At 42.4% G+C, this 19028-nt stretch carries 17 protein-coding genes; 10 read left to right on the top strand and 7 right to left on the bottom strand.

Annotated elements, in window-relative coordinates; genetic code table 11:
* Positions 1-81 precede the first annotated feature (81 nt).
* A complete protein-coding gene (gene rnjA, locus H7T99_RS04175; protein ID WP_002884294.1) occupies positions 82-1764 on the bottom strand; it encodes a ribonuclease J1 in 1683 nt (560 codons plus the stop codon).
* Between the two features lie 4 nt (positions 1765-1768).
* The gene (locus H7T99_RS04170) at positions 1769-1999 is read right to left on the bottom strand and encodes a DNA-dependent RNA polymerase subunit epsilon (protein ID WP_002884752.1); all 231 of its coding nucleotides are present in this window, start codon (positions 1997-1999) and stop codon (positions 1769-1771) included.
* A gap of 260 nt (positions 2000-2259) precedes the next feature.
* On the opposite strand from H7T99_RS04170, the gene tsaB reads away from it, so the two are divergent.
* The 5 genes from tsaB to H7T99_RS04145 are packed head-to-tail and all read left to right on the top strand — an operon-like array spanning position 2260 to position 5431.
* Complete coding sequence (gene tsaB / locus H7T99_RS04165) at positions 2260-2946, top strand: tRNA (adenosine(37)-N6)-threonylcarbamoyltransferase complex dimerization subunit type 1 TsaB (protein ID WP_037602740.1); 687 nt, start codon at positions 2260-2262, stop codon at positions 2944-2946.
* Positions 2906-3361, top strand: a complete 456-nt coding sequence (gene rimI / locus H7T99_RS04160; protein ID WP_037602742.1) for a ribosomal protein S18-alanine N-acetyltransferase — start codon at positions 2906-2908, stop codon at positions 3359-3361. Before tsaB ends, rimI begins: the two co-directional genes overlap by 41 nt.
* The gene (tsaD, locus tag H7T99_RS04155; protein ID WP_002884621.1) at positions 3361-4374 is read left to right on the top strand and encodes a tRNA (adenosine(37)-N6)-threonylcarbamoyltransferase complex transferase subunit TsaD; all 1014 of its coding nucleotides are present in this window, start codon (positions 3361-3363) and stop codon (positions 4372-4374) included. Before rimI ends, tsaD begins: the two co-directional genes overlap by 1 nt.
* A 51-nt stretch (positions 4375-4425) precedes the next feature.
* Complete coding sequence (locus H7T99_RS04150) at positions 4426-5118, top strand: AzlC family ABC transporter permease (protein ID WP_002884750.1); 693 nt, start codon at positions 4426-4428, stop codon at positions 5116-5118.
* Positions 5105-5431: an AzlD domain-containing protein gene (locus H7T99_RS04145; protein WP_002884560.1), complete on the top strand. Its 327-nt coding sequence runs from the start codon at positions 5105-5107 to the stop codon at positions 5429-5431. Before H7T99_RS04150 ends, H7T99_RS04145 begins: the two co-directional genes overlap by 14 nt.
* A gap of 51 nt (positions 5432-5482) precedes the next feature.
* Here H7T99_RS04145 and H7T99_RS04140 read toward each other — a convergent pair whose 3' ends face one another.
* The 3 genes from H7T99_RS04140 to rnhC are packed head-to-tail and all read right to left on the bottom strand — an operon-like array spanning position 5483 to position 9598.
* A complete protein-coding gene (locus H7T99_RS04140; RefSeq protein WP_037602744.1) occupies positions 5483-7987 on the bottom strand; it encodes an ATP-dependent RecD-like DNA helicase in 2505 nt (834 codons plus the stop codon).
* 60 nt (positions 7988-8047) lie between these two features.
* Positions 8048-8689, bottom strand: a complete 642-nt coding sequence (lepB, locus tag H7T99_RS04135) for a signal peptidase I (RefSeq protein ID WP_037602747.1) — start codon at positions 8687-8689, stop codon at positions 8048-8050.
* Between the two features lie 18 nt (positions 8690-8707).
* Positions 8708-9598: a ribonuclease HIII gene (gene rnhC / locus H7T99_RS04130; protein WP_037602749.1), complete on the bottom strand. Its 891-nt coding sequence runs from the start codon at positions 9596-9598 to the stop codon at positions 8708-8710.
* A gap of 316 nt (positions 9599-9914) precedes the next feature.
* Here rnhC and zapA point away from each other — a divergent pair, with 316 nt between their 5' ends.
* Together zapA and H7T99_RS04120 are read left to right on the top strand one after the other, a co-directional pair.
* Positions 9915-10229 (top strand): cell division protein ZapA, encoded by a 315-nt coding sequence (gene zapA, locus H7T99_RS04125; protein ID WP_004183554.1) that lies wholly within the window; start codon positions 9915-9917, stop codon positions 10227-10229.
* Entirely contained in the window at positions 10226-10768 is a 543-nt protein-coding gene (locus H7T99_RS04120) for a CvpA family protein (RefSeq protein ID WP_037602641.1), read from the top strand. The genes zapA and H7T99_RS04120 overlap by 4 nt, the downstream gene beginning before the upstream one ends.
* A 101-nt stretch (positions 10769-10869) precedes the next feature.
* Here H7T99_RS04120 and H7T99_RS04115 read toward each other — a convergent pair whose 3' ends face one another.
* Positions 10870-13218: an endonuclease MutS2 gene (locus H7T99_RS04115; RefSeq protein WP_037602639.1), complete on the bottom strand. Its 2349-nt coding sequence runs from the start codon at positions 13216-13218 to the stop codon at positions 10870-10872.
* Between the two features lie 174 nt (positions 13219-13392).
* On the opposite strand from H7T99_RS04115, the gene polA reads away from it, so the two are divergent.
* From polA to H7T99_RS04105, 3 genes are all read left to right on the top strand, one after another.
* Positions 13393-16032 carry a DNA polymerase I gene (gene polA / locus H7T99_RS04110; protein ID WP_037602635.1) on the top strand — a complete coding sequence of 880 codons (2640 nt, stop codon included), beginning with the start codon at positions 13393-13395 and terminating at the stop codon, positions 16030-16032.
* Between the two features lie 543 nt (positions 16033-16575).
* Positions 16576-16977, top strand: a complete 402-nt coding sequence (locus tag H7T99_RS10660) for a DUF6608 family protein (RefSeq protein ID WP_037602632.1) — start codon at positions 16576-16578, stop codon at positions 16975-16977.
* A gap of 20 nt (positions 16978-16997) precedes the next feature.
* Complete coding sequence (locus tag H7T99_RS04105; protein ID WP_037602630.1) at positions 16998-17258, top strand: hypothetical protein; 261 nt, start codon at positions 16998-17000, stop codon at positions 17256-17258.
* A 297-nt stretch (positions 17259-17555) separates the two neighbouring features.
* On the opposite strand, the gene mutY is transcribed toward H7T99_RS04105, so the two are convergent.
* Positions 17556-18707, bottom strand: a complete 1152-nt coding sequence (gene mutY, locus H7T99_RS04100) for an A/G-specific adenine glycosylase (RefSeq protein WP_037602627.1) — start codon at positions 18705-18707, stop codon at positions 17556-17558.
* Between the last annotated feature and the right edge of the window lie 321 nt (positions 18708-19028).

Raw genomic sequence — 19028 nt, 5'->3', positions numbered from 1 at the left:
AACCTCAGAATAGTTACTGTCTTATCTCTTTTTTTACTTAAAGCCTTGATAGACTTGACAAATGGTAGAAAAGAGCCTTTTTTATTTATCAGGTGTGAGAATCATTGGAATAATGATTGGTTCACGTTCTGTTTTTTCATATAGGAATGGGCGTAAAGCATTGACGATAGCTCCGTTAACAGATTGGATGCTAGCATCTTTGTTCTTAAGAGCGATACGAATAGCATTGAATAGAATGCGTTGGCTTTCGCGGATAAGATCGCCAGATTCACGCATATAGATGAAGCCACGACTGAGGATGTCTGGACCAGCTAGAATCATCTTAGACTTGAAGTCAACAGTAGCTACGGCAAGTACGACACCATCTTCAGAAAGATCACGACGATCACGAAGAACGGCAGCTCCGATATCCCCAATACCATTACCATCAACATAGATATCTTGAGCATTGAAGTGACCTGCACGACGCGCAGAGTCTTTTGTTAGGGCTAAGACATCACCATTTTCCATAATGAAGATATTATCTTTTGGAACGCCACAATCAACAGCAAGACCTGCGTGGACTTTCTGCATGCGGTATTCACCGTGAACAGGCATGAAGAATTTTGGTTTTATCAAACGAAGCATTAGTTTTTGCTCTTGTTGACCACCGTGTCCAGAGGTATGGATATTGTTGATTTTACCGTGGATAACATCAACACCAGCTTCTTGAATGGTATTAATCAGACGGTTAACACTAGTGGTGTTACCTGGAATAGGACTAGATGAGAAGATGACAGTGTCACCAGGTTGTAGTGTCACTTGGCGGTGCATCCCATTGGCGATACGTGCCAGGGCCGCCATAGGCTCCCCTTGAGAACCGGTACACATGATAAGAATCTCACTGGCATGATAGTTTTTCATCTCACTAGGATCAATGATAGTACCTTTTGGAACCTTGATGTAACCTAGTTCAACCCCATTGACAATGGCTTTTTCCATAGAACGTCCGAAGACAACAATCTTACGGCCAGTTTTTACAGCGGCTTCGGCAGCTTGTTGAAGACGGAAAATGTTTGAGGCAAATGAGGCGAAAATAATACGTCCGTGGATGCCTTCAATAATTTTCATAATGGATTGGCCAACAACCTTCTCGGAATTAGTGAAAGTTGGTACTTCAGCATTGGTTGAGTCTGAGAGGAGGCAAAGAACGCCTTCCTCACCAAGTGCAGCCATACGGTGAAGGTCTGCTGGTTCCCCTACTGGTGTGAAGTCAAACTTAAAGTCACCGGTACACACAATTTTACCTTGAGGTGTATGGATGACAATACCGAGAGGTTCTGGAATTGAGTGAGTAGTGCGGAAGAAGGTCACGCTCATATTTTTGAAAGTAAGCTCTGTATTAGCATTAATTTCGTAGAGTTGTGCGTCACGAAGTAGTCCGTGTTCTTCCAATTTTCCTTTGATAAGAGCAAGAGCAAGCGGTCCTGCATAAATTGGGATATTTGCCTGTTTAAGAAGGAAGGGAATCCCACCAATATGGTCTTCGTGACCGTGGGTAATGACAAGTGCCTTTACACGATCAACGTTTTCAACGATGTAAGAATAGTCTGGGATGACATAGTCGATTCCGAGAAGATCGTCTTCGGGGAATTTAATACCCGCATCGACGATGATAATCTCATCTTGGTATTCAATACCATAGGTGTTTTTACCGATTTCCCCCAAACCACCAATCGCATAAACCCCAACTTCTTCAGGTTTTAGATTGATTTTTGATGCCATGGTCTTAGAACTCCGTTACTTCAAAAACGCCTGTTTCTTTTTCGTATTCAAGGGCTTTTTCTGAGAGGAGCTCGATGAATTCGATGTTATAGGCAGTGTTTTTTTCGATGATTTGACGAGCTTGGATACGTCCCTCAAGTTCAGTTTCTGCATCGATATCTAGGTAGAGTGATTTTGTCTGTTCACGGCGTGGATTACGCTCTTTAGTTTCTTGGTAAAAGACTTTATAAATCATGGTTTTCCTTTCTTTCCAAAAGGCTCTGCCATTCTATAAAAAAACCGGTCAAGTTAATCTTTCCATGATTTACTTGACGTTATGATATTCACTTTATGAGTAATAGCTAGTAGCCTTGATTCGTTTAACAATTACTATTATTGTACCATAAGATAAGGGCTAGATAAAGAAAATGGCGGAAAAAGTTGGAAAATGTTCGTTTCTGGGAAACAGTGACTTGTGTTATAATAGAAAAGCATAAAAGGAAACAAGGAAAAAAGATGAAAATATTAGCATTTGATACTTCTAGCACTGCTTTATCAGTAGCCTTGTTGGAAGATGAGAAACTAGTGGCAGAAACAACTGTCACAGTAAAAAAGAACCACAGTATTAGTTTAATGCCCACCATTGATTTTTTAGTTACTCAGGCAGGCTGGCAGCCGTCTGATTTAGAACGTATTGTGGTTGCACAGGGGCCTGGATCCTACACCGGGCTTCGTGTGGCTGTCGCAACAGCTAAGACGTTAGCCTATGCGCTTGACATTGATTTAGTGGGGGTTTCAAGTCTACAGGCGCTGACAGACCTTTCGGTTGACGGTGTTGTGATTCCTATTATGGATGCCCGTCGTAATAATGTTTACGTTGGTTTTTATGAAAATGGTCAGGCCCTCGTCCCAGATTGCCATGCAGCTTTTGTAGATGTTCTTGAGCAAGCTAAAACTTTTGAAAAGGTGACATTTGTCGGTGAAGTGGCTAATTTTGTGGATCAGATTAAAGAAAGCCTTCCAGAAGCAACTATCTTGTCAAGTCTTCCGTCTGCCCAGTTAATTGGTCGTTTAGGCTTGTCCTTGCCTTCTGTTGATGTGGATGCTTTTGTTCCATATTACTTGAAGCGGGTTGAGGCGGAAGAGAATTGGCTTAAGACGCATGAGGAGACTAACCGTGACAACTACATCAAGCGCGTCTAGATTGAGTAGCCAAGAGCAAGCTCAACTGATTTATCGGATTTTGTCGGATGTTTATGACAAATCTCCGTGGACGATAGAACAAGTGGTAGCGGACTTGGCTTTGGATACTACTGAGTATTTCTATGTTTATGACCAGGAAGAAGTTGTTGGTTTTTTAGCCCTTCAAAATTTGGTGGGTGAGCTTGAGGTGACCAATATCGCCGTTTTAAAAGCTTATCAGGGGCGTGGTTATGCTAGTCAGCTGATGAATCATTTGGAAGAGCGTAGTGAGCCTATATTTCTAGAAGTGAGGTCTTCAAATCAAGTCGCTCAGGCACTTTATAGAAAATTTGGTTTTGAAAGTCTAGGAATTCGGAAAAATTATTATCATGAGCCTCAAGAAGATGCAGTTATCATGAGGCGAGAGGAAGTCTAATGGCAGATAGATATATTTTGGCAGTGGAGAGCTCGTGTGATGAGACTTCAGTTGCCGTTTTGAAAAATGAGAAGGAACTTTTAAGTAATATTATTGCCAGTCAGGTGGAAAGCCATAAACGTTTTGGTGGTGTTGTTCCTGAGGTGGCTAGCCGTCACCATGTGGAAGTGGTAACTCTTTGCATTAAAGATGCCCTTTCTGAGGCGGGAATTACTGCTGAACAACTAGATGCTGTAGCAGTAACCTATGGTCCTGGTTTGGTCGGGGCGCTCTTGGTCGGGATGGCAGCTGCTAAGGCCTTCGCTTGGGCACACGGATTGCCTTTGATTCCAGTTAACCATATGGCTGGGCATCTTATGGCAGCGCGTGAGGTTCAAGAATTGGAATATCCCCTCTTAGCACTTTTGGTGTCTGGGGGACACACAGAGTTGGTTTATGTGTCAGAACCGGGGGATTACAAGATTGTTGGTGAGACACGTGATGATGCAGTTGGTGAGGCCTATGACAAGGTCGGGCGTGTGATGGGTTTGACCTACCCAGCCGGGCGTGAAATTGATGAATTGGCTCATAAAGGGAAAGATGTTTATGATTTTCCACGCGCTATGATTAAGGAAGACCACTTGGAGTTTTCATTTTCAGGCTTGAAGTCAGCCTTCATCAATTTACATCACAATGCAGAACAGAAGGGAGAAGCACTAGTTAAAGAAGACCTTTGTACTTCTTTCCAAGCTGCTGTGTTGGATATCCTTCTAGCTAAGACTAAGAAAGCCTTGGAGCGTTATCCTGTCAAGACACTTGTTGTTGCAGGTGGCGTGGCAGCTAATCAGGGCTTACGAGAACGTTTGGCTGAAGAAATCACAGATGTAGATGTAGTCATTCCGCCTTTACGTCTTTGTGGTGACAATGCTGGCATGATTGCTCTAGCAGCTGCTATTGAATGTGATCAAAAACATTTTGCTGAGTTGGACTTGAATGCAAAACCAAGTCTAGCCTTTGCAGGATTTGAAGAATAAGAAGAACCTCTTACTAGTTTGGTAAGAGGTTCCTTTAGAAAGGAATTGAGTGTGTCTGACTTTCGTTTAGGTGTAAAAGCCGCAGTACCGACAGCTTTAGGCTATGTAGCTATTGGTCTAGCCTTTGGTGTTGTAGCAGCCGCTTCGGGTTTATCAGCCCTTGAGGTTGGCCTCATGTGTGCCTTGGTCTATGGTGGCTCGGCCCAGTTTGCCATGTGTGCCTTAGTAGTTGCAGGAGCTGGTCTAGGTGAGTTAACCTTGACTGTTTTCTTGGTTAATTTGCGTAACATGTTGATGAGTTTACATGCAACGACGATTTTTACAAAAACAAGCCTCTGGAATCAGCTGGGAATTGGTAGTCTGATTACGGATGAAAGTTATGGTGTCTTGTTGGGAGAATATGTGCATCATAAAGATATTCCTGCTAACTGGATGCATGGTAACAATATTTTCAGCTATTTGGTTTGGATTGTATCATCAGTTATTGGTTGTTTGATTGGTTCCATGATTCCTAATCCTGAGCTATTTGGTTTGGATTTTGCTTTGATTGCCATGTTTATTGGTTTGTTGAGTAGTCAGATTGATGCCTTGTTAGGGGAAGGCGTGCGTAAGCTACTCTTGATTTTACTATCTATTGCTGTGGCTTATCTGAGCTTTAGTGTCATCTTGTCGGAATCTTTGGCTGTTTTAGTGGCTACTTTGGTTGGATGTAGTGTGGGGGTGATGTGTGATGGCCGTCAATAAGTTTATTCTCATTTCTATTCTACTTGGGTTTGTGGTCAGCTGGGTTCCTCGTGTGCTTCCCTTTGTTTTAGTGAAATACAAGGGGCTTCCAGATATCTTTGTTCGATTTTTGCACTATTTACCAGTTTCTATCCTCTTTGCTCTGATTCTCTCTAGTCTCACGACTGAGAAGATTGGTCACTTGCCACAGTTTAAGTGGATGGAAATCCTGGCTACTGTGCCAACGGTAATTGTAGCCTTTAAGAGCAAAAATCTGCTCTATGCAGTAATCGTTGGTATAATATCTATGGCCCTGATTCGTTTCGTATTTTAGCAAATGAAAAGACTTGGAGTTGCTCTTAGTGAGTCGCTTTCCAAGTCTTTTTTAGTTATTGTTAAAAAAGGCAGCAATATCGTCTTCACTGAGCCCAATCATTGGATCTATAGTTGTCCAATTTTCTTCAGTTAAACGATAGTTTTCTTCTGTTTGCACAGGTTTGTTAACAGACTTATCCACAGGTTGTGAATAAGTGTTAACAAAATCTGGGGATGGATTGATATTTTCCGAAAAGTCTTTGTTTTCAAGGGTTTCTGAGGGGTCGTTGTTTTTCGTTTTTGTTTGATTGGAGGCGCCTGTTGCCTCGTTTTTAACAATCTTTTCGACAGACTTATCAACAGCTTGTGTATAAGTTTGTTCAAAACGTTGGATGAGATAAGTATTTCGTTTAGCCCCCTCGTTGTGAACAGCATAATCAAAGGCTGCGATTTCCCCTAACATGACTAGCTTACTCTTGGCGCGTGTGATAGCAGTGTAGATGAGGTTACGTTGTAGCATACGTCCACTTTGGCGTGTGATGGGAAGGATAACGACTGGAAACTCACTCCCTTGGGATTTGTGGATTGACATGGCATAGGCCAGAGTAATCTTATTCCATTCGTTACGAGGATAGATAACCTCATTGCCATCAAAGGACATGTAAATTTCGTCCTGCTTGCTTTCAGTATATTTACCAGGGATGAGATCAGTAATGATGCCGATGTCGCCATTGAAGACATTGAGTTCAGTATCGTTGACCAGATGGAGAATCTTGTCGTTCTTACGGAAGAAAATGTCATTAAAGGCAAATTGATTGGCCTTTTCTTGAGGATTAAGTAGGTCCTGCATAATAGTATTGAGATTGTTAATACCAGCCTGTCCTCGATACATGGGAGCTAGAATCTGCACATCCTGAGCAGCAATCCCGCTCTTTATAGCGGCAGAGACAATTTTAGGGACCATCTGTGGAATATGGTTGACATTGGCCTCAAAGTAAGAGCGGTCAGCCTTTTTCTCTGTGAAATCAGCGGGTAGTTGGCCTTGACGCATCTGACTAGCTAGGGTAACGATGGTGGAGTCCTCAGATTGTCTGAAAATTTTGGTCAGAGAAACCTTAGGCAAGTCATCAATCTGCAAAAGGTCAGCCAAGACCTGGCCAGGGCCTACGGAAGGCAGTTGGTCTTGGTCACCCACAATGACGACTTGGGTTGAATCAGAGATACTTTCAAAGAGTTGATTGGCCAACCAAGTATCAACCATAGAAAACTCATCGATGATAATCAAGTCGCAATCGAGATAGTCCTCTAAGGTCTTGAAATCGTCCTCGCTATTGAGTCCCAAATGTCTATGGATAGTGGCACTAGGGAGTTGGGTGAGTTCGTTCATTCGACGAGCAGCCCGTCCTGTTGGTGCCGCTAAAATAATAGGCAAATCAGACTTTTTGAGATCTAGACCATGAAGGTCGGCATAAGTTTTAATGATTCCGTTAATAACGGTGGTTTTACCTGTCCCGGGACCACCTGTCAGGATGAAGACCTTGCTTTGTAGGGCTTTGATAATGGCATCTTTTTGAACCTTATCATAAGTAATACCAAGCTCCTCTTCCACCTCTTCAAGACTTGCTTGGATTTTGTCCTCTGCACTGATGTCAGGTTGGTCTTTCATGATACGAGTTAGGTGGGTATAGATGCCCTGTTCCGCAAAATATAGGGTATTATCAAAGATTTTAGTCTCTATATTTTGCACTTTATCCTCTTGGATGAGATTGGTTAATTCCTTCGCGACTAAGGCGGGGTCAAGTTCAATCTGACGAGCACTTTCCAAAAGGATGATAGTTCGTTCAAGCAAGGCTTTGGCTTCGATATAGGTGTCGCCTTCTTCCATGCTAGTTTCTAGCAGACAATGAATCAAGGCAGCTCGTAAACGCTCAGGAGCATCACTAGCAATCCCTAAGCGTTCGGCTAGTTGGTCGGCTATTTTAAATCCGATTCCTTGAACTTCTTCTACCAAGAGATAAGGGTGTTCTTCGATAAGGTTGAGCGATTCTTCCTTATATTGGTTGAAAATTTGTGAGGCAGCTTTTGGTGTGAGTCCATAGCTGGAAAGTTTGGACAAGATTTGTTCGGTTCCATAGTTGATTTTTAACTTTGCAACGAAGGCTTCTCGATTGACCTTGGACAGATTAGGAATCTGTTCTAATTTGCTCGGATCCTCGAGAATCTTGTCAATAGGGTCTTCACCATAAATCTCGACAATACGCTCAGCTGTTTTCTTACCAATCCCCTTAAAATTGTCGCTGGCGAAATACTTGATAAGACCGCTAGCAGAAGGTTTTGACCGTTTGTAGCGCGTCATTTGGAGTTGTTCACCATATTTTGGATGATTGGTTAGCTGACCCCAGAAAGTATAATCTTCGCCTTCCATGACATCTCCCATGGTTCCTGTGACAATGATTTCATAGTCCTCAAAATCACTGTCTGTTTCGTCAATTTCTAAGAGTAGAATACGGAAAAAATTACTAGCGTTTTCGAAAATGACGCGTTCGATAGTTCCTGAAAAATAAAATTCTTGCATGTGTTTTTCCTAGATACATAATAAGGCTGGGTTTCCCCAACCTTATCTTATTCAGTATTTTTAGTTGTCCTCAACGGTACCAATTTTATTAAGTGGCCAGAAGCGGAATTTAACTTCCCCTACAAGAGCACTCTTGTCAAAGTAACCAACTACTCGACTATCTTTGGAAACAATACGGTTGTCTCCAAGTAGGAAATATTTGCCTTCAGGAACAGTGACAGAGAAAGTGGTGTTTTTGTCTGCGTTGACAGTGAAGGCCTTAGATTCTTTAGCCAGTTGTTGGAAGTAGCCACTCTTGCTCTTGTCATCGTTGTAAGCATATTCTTTTTGTAGCTTATCTTTGGCAAAGGCAGCCTGGAATTCTTTGAGGTATTCTTCCTTAACTTCTTTGCCGTTGACAGTAAGCTTATCGTTTTGATAGGTGATAGTGTCACCTGGCATACCAATGACACGTTTTACGATTTGTTTCGTTTTACCATTTTCGACTTCCTTGGCAACGACAATATCAAAGCGCTCAATGGATGTATGTTTTAAAACGATAACACGTTGGTTATTTGCTAGAGTAGGATCCATTGAATGGCCGTCAACCTGAACAGGGAGCCATAGGAAGAGGCGAGTCAAGAGGAAGAAGGTGATAAAGAGGAGAAAGAGTCCCCATTCACTAAGGAAAATGAGGAAGTATTGGGTCCATTTGTTTTTCATAGTTAAGGCCTTTCAGGGTTATTTTAAGCGTTGGTAGGCTTTTTTAGTATTAGCGAAATGGTATTTAGCAGTAGCTTGGAGAGCCTGATCTCCATAGGCTTGAAGAAGCTTGGCTGCGACCTGGTCAGATTTAGCACCAGCACCTGAAGGAAGGGTGTAGCCAACCTCTTGGCTGAGTTTGTCCAGATTTTCCAGGAAGAGATTGCGAGCGATGATAGAACTCACCGCAACAGCTAAGTATTTCCCCTCAGCCTTTTCTTCTAAAGTGATAGGAAAGTCAAAGCGATTGCGTTCATTCTTGAGGTATTTTTGATAATTTTTCTCACTGGTGAAGGCATCAATGACAATCTTATCTGGTTTAGCACCTGATTGTAACAATAAGAAGATAGCCTGATTGTGGAGAGCTACTTTAACGGACACAGCATTATGACTCTTACCGTCTCCAACCACTTCATTGTACTTTCTAGGCGAAAGAAGGAGTGCCTTGTGAGGAATTTTCTCCTCCAATATAGGTGCAATCTGACGAATCTTGATATCATTAAGATTTTTAGAATCATCGACCCCAAGAGATTTCAAAAAGGCATGGTCAGCCGGGGTAACTAGACTAGCTACAACAGCTAGACCACCAAAATAGGAGCCATTTCCGACTTCGTCTGATCCAATTAGGGCTAGGTTTTGCCCATCAGGTGAATGCTTAGGTTCAGCTTGGTATCCAAAACGGCTAGCCAAGACTTCTGGCTTAGCTCCTTGGAAAGTTACCTTTCCTGAAGTATAGGCGATGACACTTATTCCATCGACCTTGGCTGAAAAACGTGCATAAGGATTTTTAGTCGCAGTCGCATAGTTTGCCAGGTCCTTTTGAAGTGTCGAAATCTGCTCTGCTGTCATTTTTAATACGATTGTGCCCATGAAATCTATTTTAGCACAAAAAAGGAGAATTGGTAGATATTTTACAGACTCGGAATCTCTGAAAATTATTTTTCTAGAGAAGTGCAAAGTCTAAAATTTACGAATGTTAAAATTTAGGATATAATGATTAGAAAGAGAATGCCTAACCATGCTCTTTTTTCCACAATTAGAGAAAATGGGTTGGCATTTAAGTATCGAACACGCCTCAGAGTAAGTGTCTGAATCTTGCTAAAAAATGGCGATATAAAAGCAATAAAATAAGGAGAAGCTGCGGTGGCGAATCCGCGACCACCATTGATTGGCAGCTAACAAGCAAATGGCAAATAAGAACCGTTACAAATTTCATTTTGGAGAGAAGAACCTCACGCTAACAACTGATAAGGACAACCTATTCATGGAAGAGGTGGAGCGTGTTGCCCATGAGAAATATAAAATTATCAAAGAGCAGATGAAAAATGCTGACAATGAAACAATTGCTATCCTAATGGCTATCAATTCTTTGTCGACTCAGTTGGAACGCGAAATTCAAGTTGAAGATATGGAAAAAGAGTTGGAAACGTTGAGAGCTAAGCAACTTGAGCAACTTAAGGTCAAGGCAACAGCTACAAATGACGATGAGGATGACGCATGATTGGACTCCTTGTCTTAGCCATTATGGCTTGGAATTTCTACATTGGCTACCGTCGAGGCCTCTTTATGCAAGCTTATTACGTGGTTTCAGTCATTATCGCCATGTGTGTGGCGGCCTATTTCTACCGGTCGCTAGGAGAGGCTATCAATCTTTGGGTACCTTATACCAATCCAACCAAGGATGCCAGTATAGCTTTCTTTAAAGATCAGAACATCTTTTCACTTGACCGTGTCTATTATGCGGGTGTTGCTTATTTTGCTATCTACTGTATAGCCTATTATGGCTTACGCTTTCTTGGTATTTTCTTCCATTTTGTGAGAATTGAGCGACTTGATCAGAGACATTACCAAGTGGTGGGTGGGGTCTTGGCCACCTTAGTGAGTCTTGTGCCTTTGACTATGTTGGGGAATATTCTTGCGACTGTTCCTATGAACAACATTCAAACGCTCTTGTCATCGAGCTGGGTTTTACGTATCTTGATTAATGGCTATTTTCCAGTTAGTCAGATTATCCAGCATTTGTGGACAAGTGTGATATAGAAAATAGAAGTCTTCCTTGATTAAGGGAGACTTTTTTGTTCTTTGTTTTGGTAGGATATGAAAAAGACCGGACACAAGGTCTCAGTCTTTCTTAACTATTTTTACCCTAAGGTTGCAATGGTACATCCGGAACCACCGGCACTTTGTGGGGCATATTCAAAACTTTTAACATGGCGATGACGGCGGAGATATTTGGTAACAGCATCACGGATGACACCTGTACCAATACCGTGGATGATGTCCACCTGACTCATGTTATTAAGTAGGGCTTGGTCAATAAAGGCATCAAGCTCTTGCATGGCTTCTTCGTAACGTTTCCCACGAAGGTCTAGACGGGCACGAGGACCGCCAGATGACTTTTTGGCTTTTTTAACCACGTTAATCTGTTTCTTCTTAGGTTGTTGGGCTTCCGCTTGGGCACGAACAAGAGTGAATTCATCCGCCTTGAGTGTCATCTTGATGAGACCTACCTGGGCTTCCCAGTTACCATTTTTGGCTTGACTGGTAAGGGTACCACGTTGACCATAGGCGGTAACAATGATATCATCTCCGATACGAGGGGCACGCGCAGCCTTTTCTTTCTTGGCCTTACGAAGGACTTTATTCTTAGAGAGGTCCACTTGAGGGGCAAGTTTCTTGAGTTTTCCTTTGGCGTCGATAACTTCATGAGGCTTGAGTTGACTCTTATCGTGGAGATTTTTGAGAATACTATCGCTCTCAGCCAAAGCTGTATCCACCATCTCTTGAATTTCTTTCTGAGCCTTTTCGAGTTCCTTGTCGTACTCATGGGAGAATTCATTATAGAGTTTCTTGACCGCACGGTTGAATTTAAGGTTTTCTTGCTCAACGTCCTTGATGTGCTCCAGACGTTTTTGTGTTTCCACAGTTTGGGCTTCAAGTTGCTCGATGATACGGTTGACATCACTATCAGTATCCGTGAGGTTTTCTGCTTCCTTGACAATAATCTCATTCAAGCCGAGGCGACGAGCGATTTCAAAGGCGTTAGAGCGACCAGGGACACCCTGCATAAAACGATAGGTAGGGCTTAGAGTTGCTGTGTCAAACTCCATACTAGCATTTTCCACATGTTGCGTCTCAATCCCATAGGCCTTAAGCTCAGGATAGTGAGTAGTAGCCATGGTCTTAATCTGACTCAAACGGAGGTGCTCTAGGATTGCCATGGCTAGACTAGCCCCTTCCTGAGGGTCAGTACCAGCCCCAAGCTCATCGACCAAGACAAGACTGTTGTTGTCGGCAGCATCCAAAATCTCGACAATGTGGGTCATGTGACTAGAGAATGTTGACAAACTCTGTTCGATAGACTGTTCATCTCCGATGTCCGCAAAAATCTCTTGGAAAATGGCCACACGACTGCCCTTATCAGCCAAAATTGGAAGACCAGATTGAGCCATCAGTTGTGCTAGTCCTAGAGTTTTAAGCATGACCGTTTTACCACCGGTATTGGGACCTGTGATGACAATGGCTGTGAGGTCCTCATCAAATCTCAAATCGTTGGCTACTGGATTGATCAAAAGTGGGTGACGAACGTTAAGCAGTTGGAGTGTTTGGTTGTCACTAATCTTTGGAATAACCGCCTTCTTATCCTGGAGATAGAGGTATTTCCCACGAATAAAGTCCATGTGGCCCAAAATCCAAGCGTTGTTGGCGATAGCAGCAGCTTGTGGACGGAGTTGATCAGACAGTTCATGCAGGATGCGGGCCATCTCATGGCGTTCGTCTGCACGTAATTGTGTAATTTCTTCGTTAAGCTGGATAACGGCGCGTGGCTCGATATACACTGTGTTTCCAGAGCTTGAGATGTCATGCACAACCCCAGTAATACGGTTACGGTAGGTATTTTTGACAGGCAGCACTGAACGACCATTACGACTAGCAATCAAACTCTCAGCCAACATGTGGCCAGATTTCTTGAGAATGTCTTGCAAGGTCTGGCGAATGGCATCATCACAAGATTTGAGTTGACGACGGATATTTTGCAACTCAGGGCTAGCAAAATGCTCAATGAAACCACCGTCATTGATGCTTTGAAGACTGCCTTGTAGACTTGGGAAGGCCTCAATCTTTTCGAAAAGACGTTTTAGAGCGACGAGCTCAACATTTTCAAGGTCAGCGTAGAAGCGACCAAGGTCAGCTGAAGCTTGCAGCACCTTCTTGATGGCAATAAGCTCCTGAATGTTGAGGTCAGCATCCAATTCCAAGCGACGCAAGGGTTCAGAAATATCTCGCAAGCTACCAATGGCAAAGCCGTGGTGTTCTACGAGAATCTCTGCCATTTCTTGGATTTCTGTAAATTGATTTTGAATTCTCTCTGGATTGGTCATAGGCACCAAGTCACGTAACTCCGCCTGAGCCTGTTCGGTCTGCAGGTATTCTGTGAACTGGTCCTTGACCTTGTTAAATTCTAATTGGTCTAAAATCTTTGTGTTCATAGCTTCTATTATAGCACATTTGCCTATGGGGCGTGGAGGTGGGAAATGCCTGAGGTCGTTTTATGAGCGGACTCTTGTCATCAGATGTTGACTAGCTATTTTTACAAAAGAGTCTCCCTAAAATAAGAGGTTTTCAATTAAAACCAATGCTCTCATCTATGCTATAATAAACCTATGACTAATCAGAAAAAATTACTCCTAATTGACGGTTCATCCGTTGCCTTTCGTGCCTTTTTCGCACTTTATAATCAAATTGACCGTTTTCGTAACAATAGTGGCCTTCATACCAATGCCATTTATGGCTTCCACCTCATGTTGGACAACCTGCTTGAGCGTATCCAACCGACTCATGTCTTGGTAGCCTTTGATGCGGGTAAAACAACTTTCCGTACAGAGATGTTTGCGGACTATAAGGCTGGTCGTGCCAAGACTCCAGAGGAATTCCGTGAGCAGTTTCCTTATATCCGTGAGATGTTGGCTGCACGTGGTATTGCCTATTATGACCTGGCTCAGTATGAGGCAGACGACATTATCGGTACCTTGGCTAAGATGGCTGAAAATACCAGTGAGGACTATCAAATTACTGTTGTCTCTGGGGATAAAGACTTGATTCAGCTGACTGACGAAAACACAGTCGTTGAGATTTCGAAGAAAGGTGTGGCTGAGTTTGAGGCCTTCACACCCGACTACCTCATGGAGAAAATGGGGATTACCCCAGCGCAATTCATCGACCTCAAGGCTCTCATGGGTGATAAGTCCGATAATATTCCAGGAGTTACTAAGATTGGTGAAAAGACTGGTCTCAAGCTCCTCTTGGAACACGGTTCTCTTGAAGGTATCTATGAGCATATTGATGAGATGAAGAAGTCCAAAATGAAGGAAAATCTTATCAATGACAAGGAACAAGCCTTCCTCTCTAAAACACTGGCGACCATTGATACCCAGTCTCCTATTGAAATTGGCCTAGATGATACAGCCTTTACGGGACCTGACCTTGAAAAATTGGCAGCCTTTTATGACGAGATGGGCTTTGTTCAGTTTAAAAATGCCCTTGGTGGCGAGGCTGTGCTAAAAGATTTTGATGTGGCCTATACTGAGCCAAGCCAAGTGACAGCGGATCACTTCAGCCCTGATGATTTCTTTTATTTTGAAATCCTTGGTGAGAATTATCATACGGAGCCTATCATCGGTTTTGCATGGGGTAACGACAAGCAGATTTATGCGTCTACAGATACTGATCTACTCAAATCAGACGCCTTCCAGGCAACTCTTTCTAAAGCTGTTAATATCTACGATTTCAAGCGTAGTAAGGTCCTTTTGAGTCATCTAGGTATTGACTTGCCGACGGCTAATTTTGATGCACGTCTGGCTAAGTATCTCCTCTCAACCGTTGAGGACAATGAATTGTCAACCATTGCCCGTCTCTATACAGACTTGCCGCTTGAAACAGATGAAGTGGTCTATGGTAAGGGGGCTAAACGTGCCGTTCCTGAAAAAGAGGTCTTGCTCAGCCACCTAGCTAAAAAAGTCAAGGTCCTTCAGGTAGCTAAACCTGTCATGCTTGAAAAATTGGCTGAACACGGCCAATCAGAGCTTCTCTTTGATATGGAGTTACCACTGGCAAATGTGCTAGCTAAGATGGAAATCGCTGGTATTAAGGTTAAGGGACAAACCCTTAACGAGATGGCAGTGGAAAACCAAGTGGTCATCGATAAATTGACCCAAGACATCTACGAGATGGCTGGTGAAGAGTTCAATATCAACTCGCCTAAACAGTTGGGTATCATCCTCTTCGAAAAGATGGGACTACCTTTGGAATACACTAAGAAAACCAAGACCGGTTACTCGACAGCTGTTGATGTCCTTGAACGTTTGGCACCAATTGCTCCAATCGTAGCTAAGATTTTGGAGTACCGCCAAATCACCAAGCTTCAGTCTACCTATGTCTTGGGGCTTCAGGACTATATTCTTGAGGATGGCAAGATCCATACACGTTATGTGCAAGATTTAACACAGACAGGTCGCCTCTCATCAGTGGATCCAAACTTGCAAAATATCCCTGTTCGCCTGGAGCAAGGCCGTCTCATCCGTAAGGCCTTTGTCCCATCGACTGAGGACGCAGTGCTTTTAAGCTCGGATTACTCACAGATTGAGTTGCGCGTGCTTGCCCACATTTCGGGAGATGAGCATTTGATTGCAGCCTTTAAAGAGGGGGCAGATATCCATACCTCTACAGCCATGCGTGTTTTTGGCATTGAAAAGCCAGAGGATGTCACACCTAACGATCGTCGTAACGCCAAGGCTGTTAACTTCGGTATCGTTTATGGCATTTCTGACTTCGGCCTTTCTAACAACCTTGGCATTAGCCGTAAAAAGGCCAAGGAGTATATCGACACCTACTTTGAGCGTTATCCTGGTATCAAGGCCTATATGGATAATGTGGTTCGTGAGGCCAAGGATAAGGGTTATGTAGAAACCCTCTTCCATCGCCGTCGTGAGTTGCCAGATATCAATTCTCGTAACTTTAATGTTCGCAACTTCGCAGAGCGTACAGCCATCAACTCGCCTATTCAGGGAAGTGCTGCTGATATCCTCAAGATTGCTATGATTAACTTAGACAAGGCTTTGGTAGAAGGTGGCTATAAAACTAAGATGCTCCTCCAAGTGCATGATGAAATCGTCCTTGAGGTGCCAAACGATGAACTTGTAGCGATGAAAGCCTTGGTTAAAGAAACCATGGAAGCTGCAGTCGAACTCGCTGTCCCACTCATTGCAGATGAGAATGACGGCCGCACATGGTATGAGGCAAAGTAAAACATGAAAGAAAATTTTCCATTTACCTACTTTCTCTTGCGTTACATGCTAGGATTCCTGGCTGTTGTCCTAGGTATTGTAGCAGTATTGGTGATTATCACCTACTTTATGACCAAGTAGAAATAGACAGATGAAAGCTGGACTGAGGTCCAGCTTTTTTGCCTATTGAAAACCACCAGCTATGCTAGTGGTTCCGAAAAGTTTTTAACGATGTATCAAAAAAGTTCCCCTAAAGTGTTATATTAGATAGGGTTTCCCGACCAGTAGCTAATATACTAATGAGACTTGCTAGTCGGGTCAGCTAGCAAAGGTGGTGCTGAATCGGTGGTTTTTTAAGCCTTGGCCGGTAGCAGAGGCTTTCATCCGAAGAGCAAGTCACAAGTTCTAATCTATGAACTTAGAAAGGAAGGAATAACTTAGAACAGCTCTCAAATAAATTTGGAATAAACATTTCTAATTTTAGTTATATAATTAAATTGATTAATCGTTAACCTTTATTTTATAATTAGATAAACAAATTTGAATTTCTGGAGTAGTAGTGCAATGAAAAAGGATAAATATAAGAATTTGATTTTCGCATATACGGTTTTATATACATTTGTAACGGTGCTAAACAGCATTTTGTATTTATATAACGGAATATATGAGGATCCGAGCGGAAACTGGCACGAAATAGACAGAGCAATCATAGTTTTAATAGGTGTAGTGGCATATGCTCTTGTTACAGAGCTGGTTATAAAGCCTATGGTTCTAAGATATGCAGTTTCGTACATACCGACAGTTTTACTTGCATTTTTTTATGTATGGTCTACGAGCTTTAGAGAAAATTTAGCTCAGTCCGCGTATATGGACGTCTGGATAAATTTCACGTCTATGTTCGTTATATTTTGTATAGTCCATTTTATTGTGTACAAATGTAGAAAAAAGAAAGGGACAATGAAGTAAACTAATTCCAATTTATAGAATTGTATACGGCAAAGGTAGCAATTGAATATGGTAAAATTACTGATGGCTTTTTTAAAGCAGGACTTGTACCAAAAGAAGTTGGTCCTGGAGGTGGAACATTGTCGTTTTTACCCAAAGGAGTACCTTTGACTGGTTCTGTAATGTCATCACCTAATGAGAAAGTAGACGATCAGTCAGATAAAAGTAAGGATCGTATCTGGGGTGGGCAGTCGCTTTATGGCACCACTGACGACAGTTACTTCTTCTACAAGGTAGATTAATAATTCACAAGCTGAAACTGAAACGTTTCGGCTTTTTTGTTTTCTCCATAGTGACATTTATGTCACTATTTTTTATTGGCTCACTTACCTATAATAAAAGCATAACTGAGAACAGCGACAGGAGTTCTTAATAAAAAGGAGTGTCGTATTATGATTGAATTTTTGATGTCAAAAAATGTGACTTATTTGGAATTGTTTTATATCTTTCTGGGAGTAGTTCTTTCAAAGGTATACCTTGCTTTGCATGGCCGGAAGCACAATAAACTTGATGCATAAGAAAAAGGGTAGCACTCAATGCTATCCTTTTTTGCTGTCTTCATAAGTTTTAATCATTTTCTTCTGTGGTGTGGCCATTGGGAACTGGTCGAAGTCCTCAGCCGCTACCCAGCATAGCTCCTTATCGGTAGTGAGTTTGTCGTCATTAACGCTACCTTCTACCATCACGATGGTCCATTTTTGGTGGCTGAAGGTATGTTTTACAGGTGTAAAATCATTGTTCGTCCACTCTGGTTTAAGGGCATAATTTTCCTCAAAAATAGCCTTTTGAGAGACTGTCTCGAGAATACTATCATCTTTTTCAAAAAGTCTGAGTTGTTGGCCAATAAAGTCCGTTTCCATGATAGGAAAGGACCAGAAACCACCTAGCAGACGTCCCTCGATATTTTTTTCGAGCAGAAATTCACCCTTTGCATTTCTGATAATAAAAGCCTGAATTTGCATAGGTTTAGGCTTCTTCTTAGGCAATTTGATAGGGTACTTGTCATAAGTTCCGTTGAGATAGGCTGCACAGAAAAAGCGAATAGGGCTTTCGTCGGGTCTTGGATTTTTAGCTGATTCGATATCGGTCCCAAGGTCCATAAGCGCCTGATTAAAGTCCCCTGGACGGTCAGGGTCAATCAAAATGTCCATAATCGCTTGAAAAATCTTACGATTTTTGGCGTCTCCGATATCGTAGTTGACCTCAAAGAGACGGGCCATAACTCGCATAACATTACCATCAACAGCGGGCTCTGGGAGTCCAAAAGCAATGCTAGAAATAGCACCAGCAGTATAGGGTCCGATGCCCTTGAGTTTGGCGATGTTTTCATAAGTATCTGGAAACTGACCATTAAAATCATTCATGATTTGCTGCGCAGCCTTTTGCATGTTTCGGACACGTGAATAGTAACCTAGCCCCTCCCAAGCTTTGAGAAGCTTCTCTTCTGGAGCTTCAGCCAAATCTTTAACTGTTGGGAACCAGTCTAAAAAGCGCTCGTAATAGGGAATGACAGTCTGAACCTGTGTTTGTTGTAGCATGATTTCACTAACCCAGATATAATAGGGATTTTTAGTTCTACGCCACGGTAGGTCTCGTTTCTCTCGATCGTACCAGTTCAGGAGGGTACGACGAAAAGAGGCGATTTTCTCAGCATCCCACATGACAATGCCGTATTCTTTTAAATCTAACATATCTCTATTGTAGCAAAGAAATCTTTTTTCAAAAAATTATGCGTTTTTCTGTTAAAAAGATTGACAAAAGTAAGCGTTTACATTATACTAAGAGTGTAAAGAAGATAAGGATTCATCAAGGAGGTAAAAGCCATGGTGAGAGTCAATATTTCAAGGTACAAAAACGGAGACTAAGATCTCTAAACAAAACAGTAGGCAAAACAAATAACTTTACCAATCATCTCTGAGGAGCGTGACCGCATGACAGTAGGGCGTTACAAGAACGGAGATTAATTCAGTCGCATAAAATAGCTACAAGGGAGTGATACCACCAGAAATCGA

It is taken from the genome of Streptococcus sp. 17.1 (genome assembly GCF_016648655.1).
GTDB lineage: Bacteria > Bacillota > Bacilli > Lactobacillales > Streptococcaceae > Streptococcus > Streptococcus salivarius_E.
This window is presented reverse-complemented; position numbering and strand designations above follow the sequence as displayed.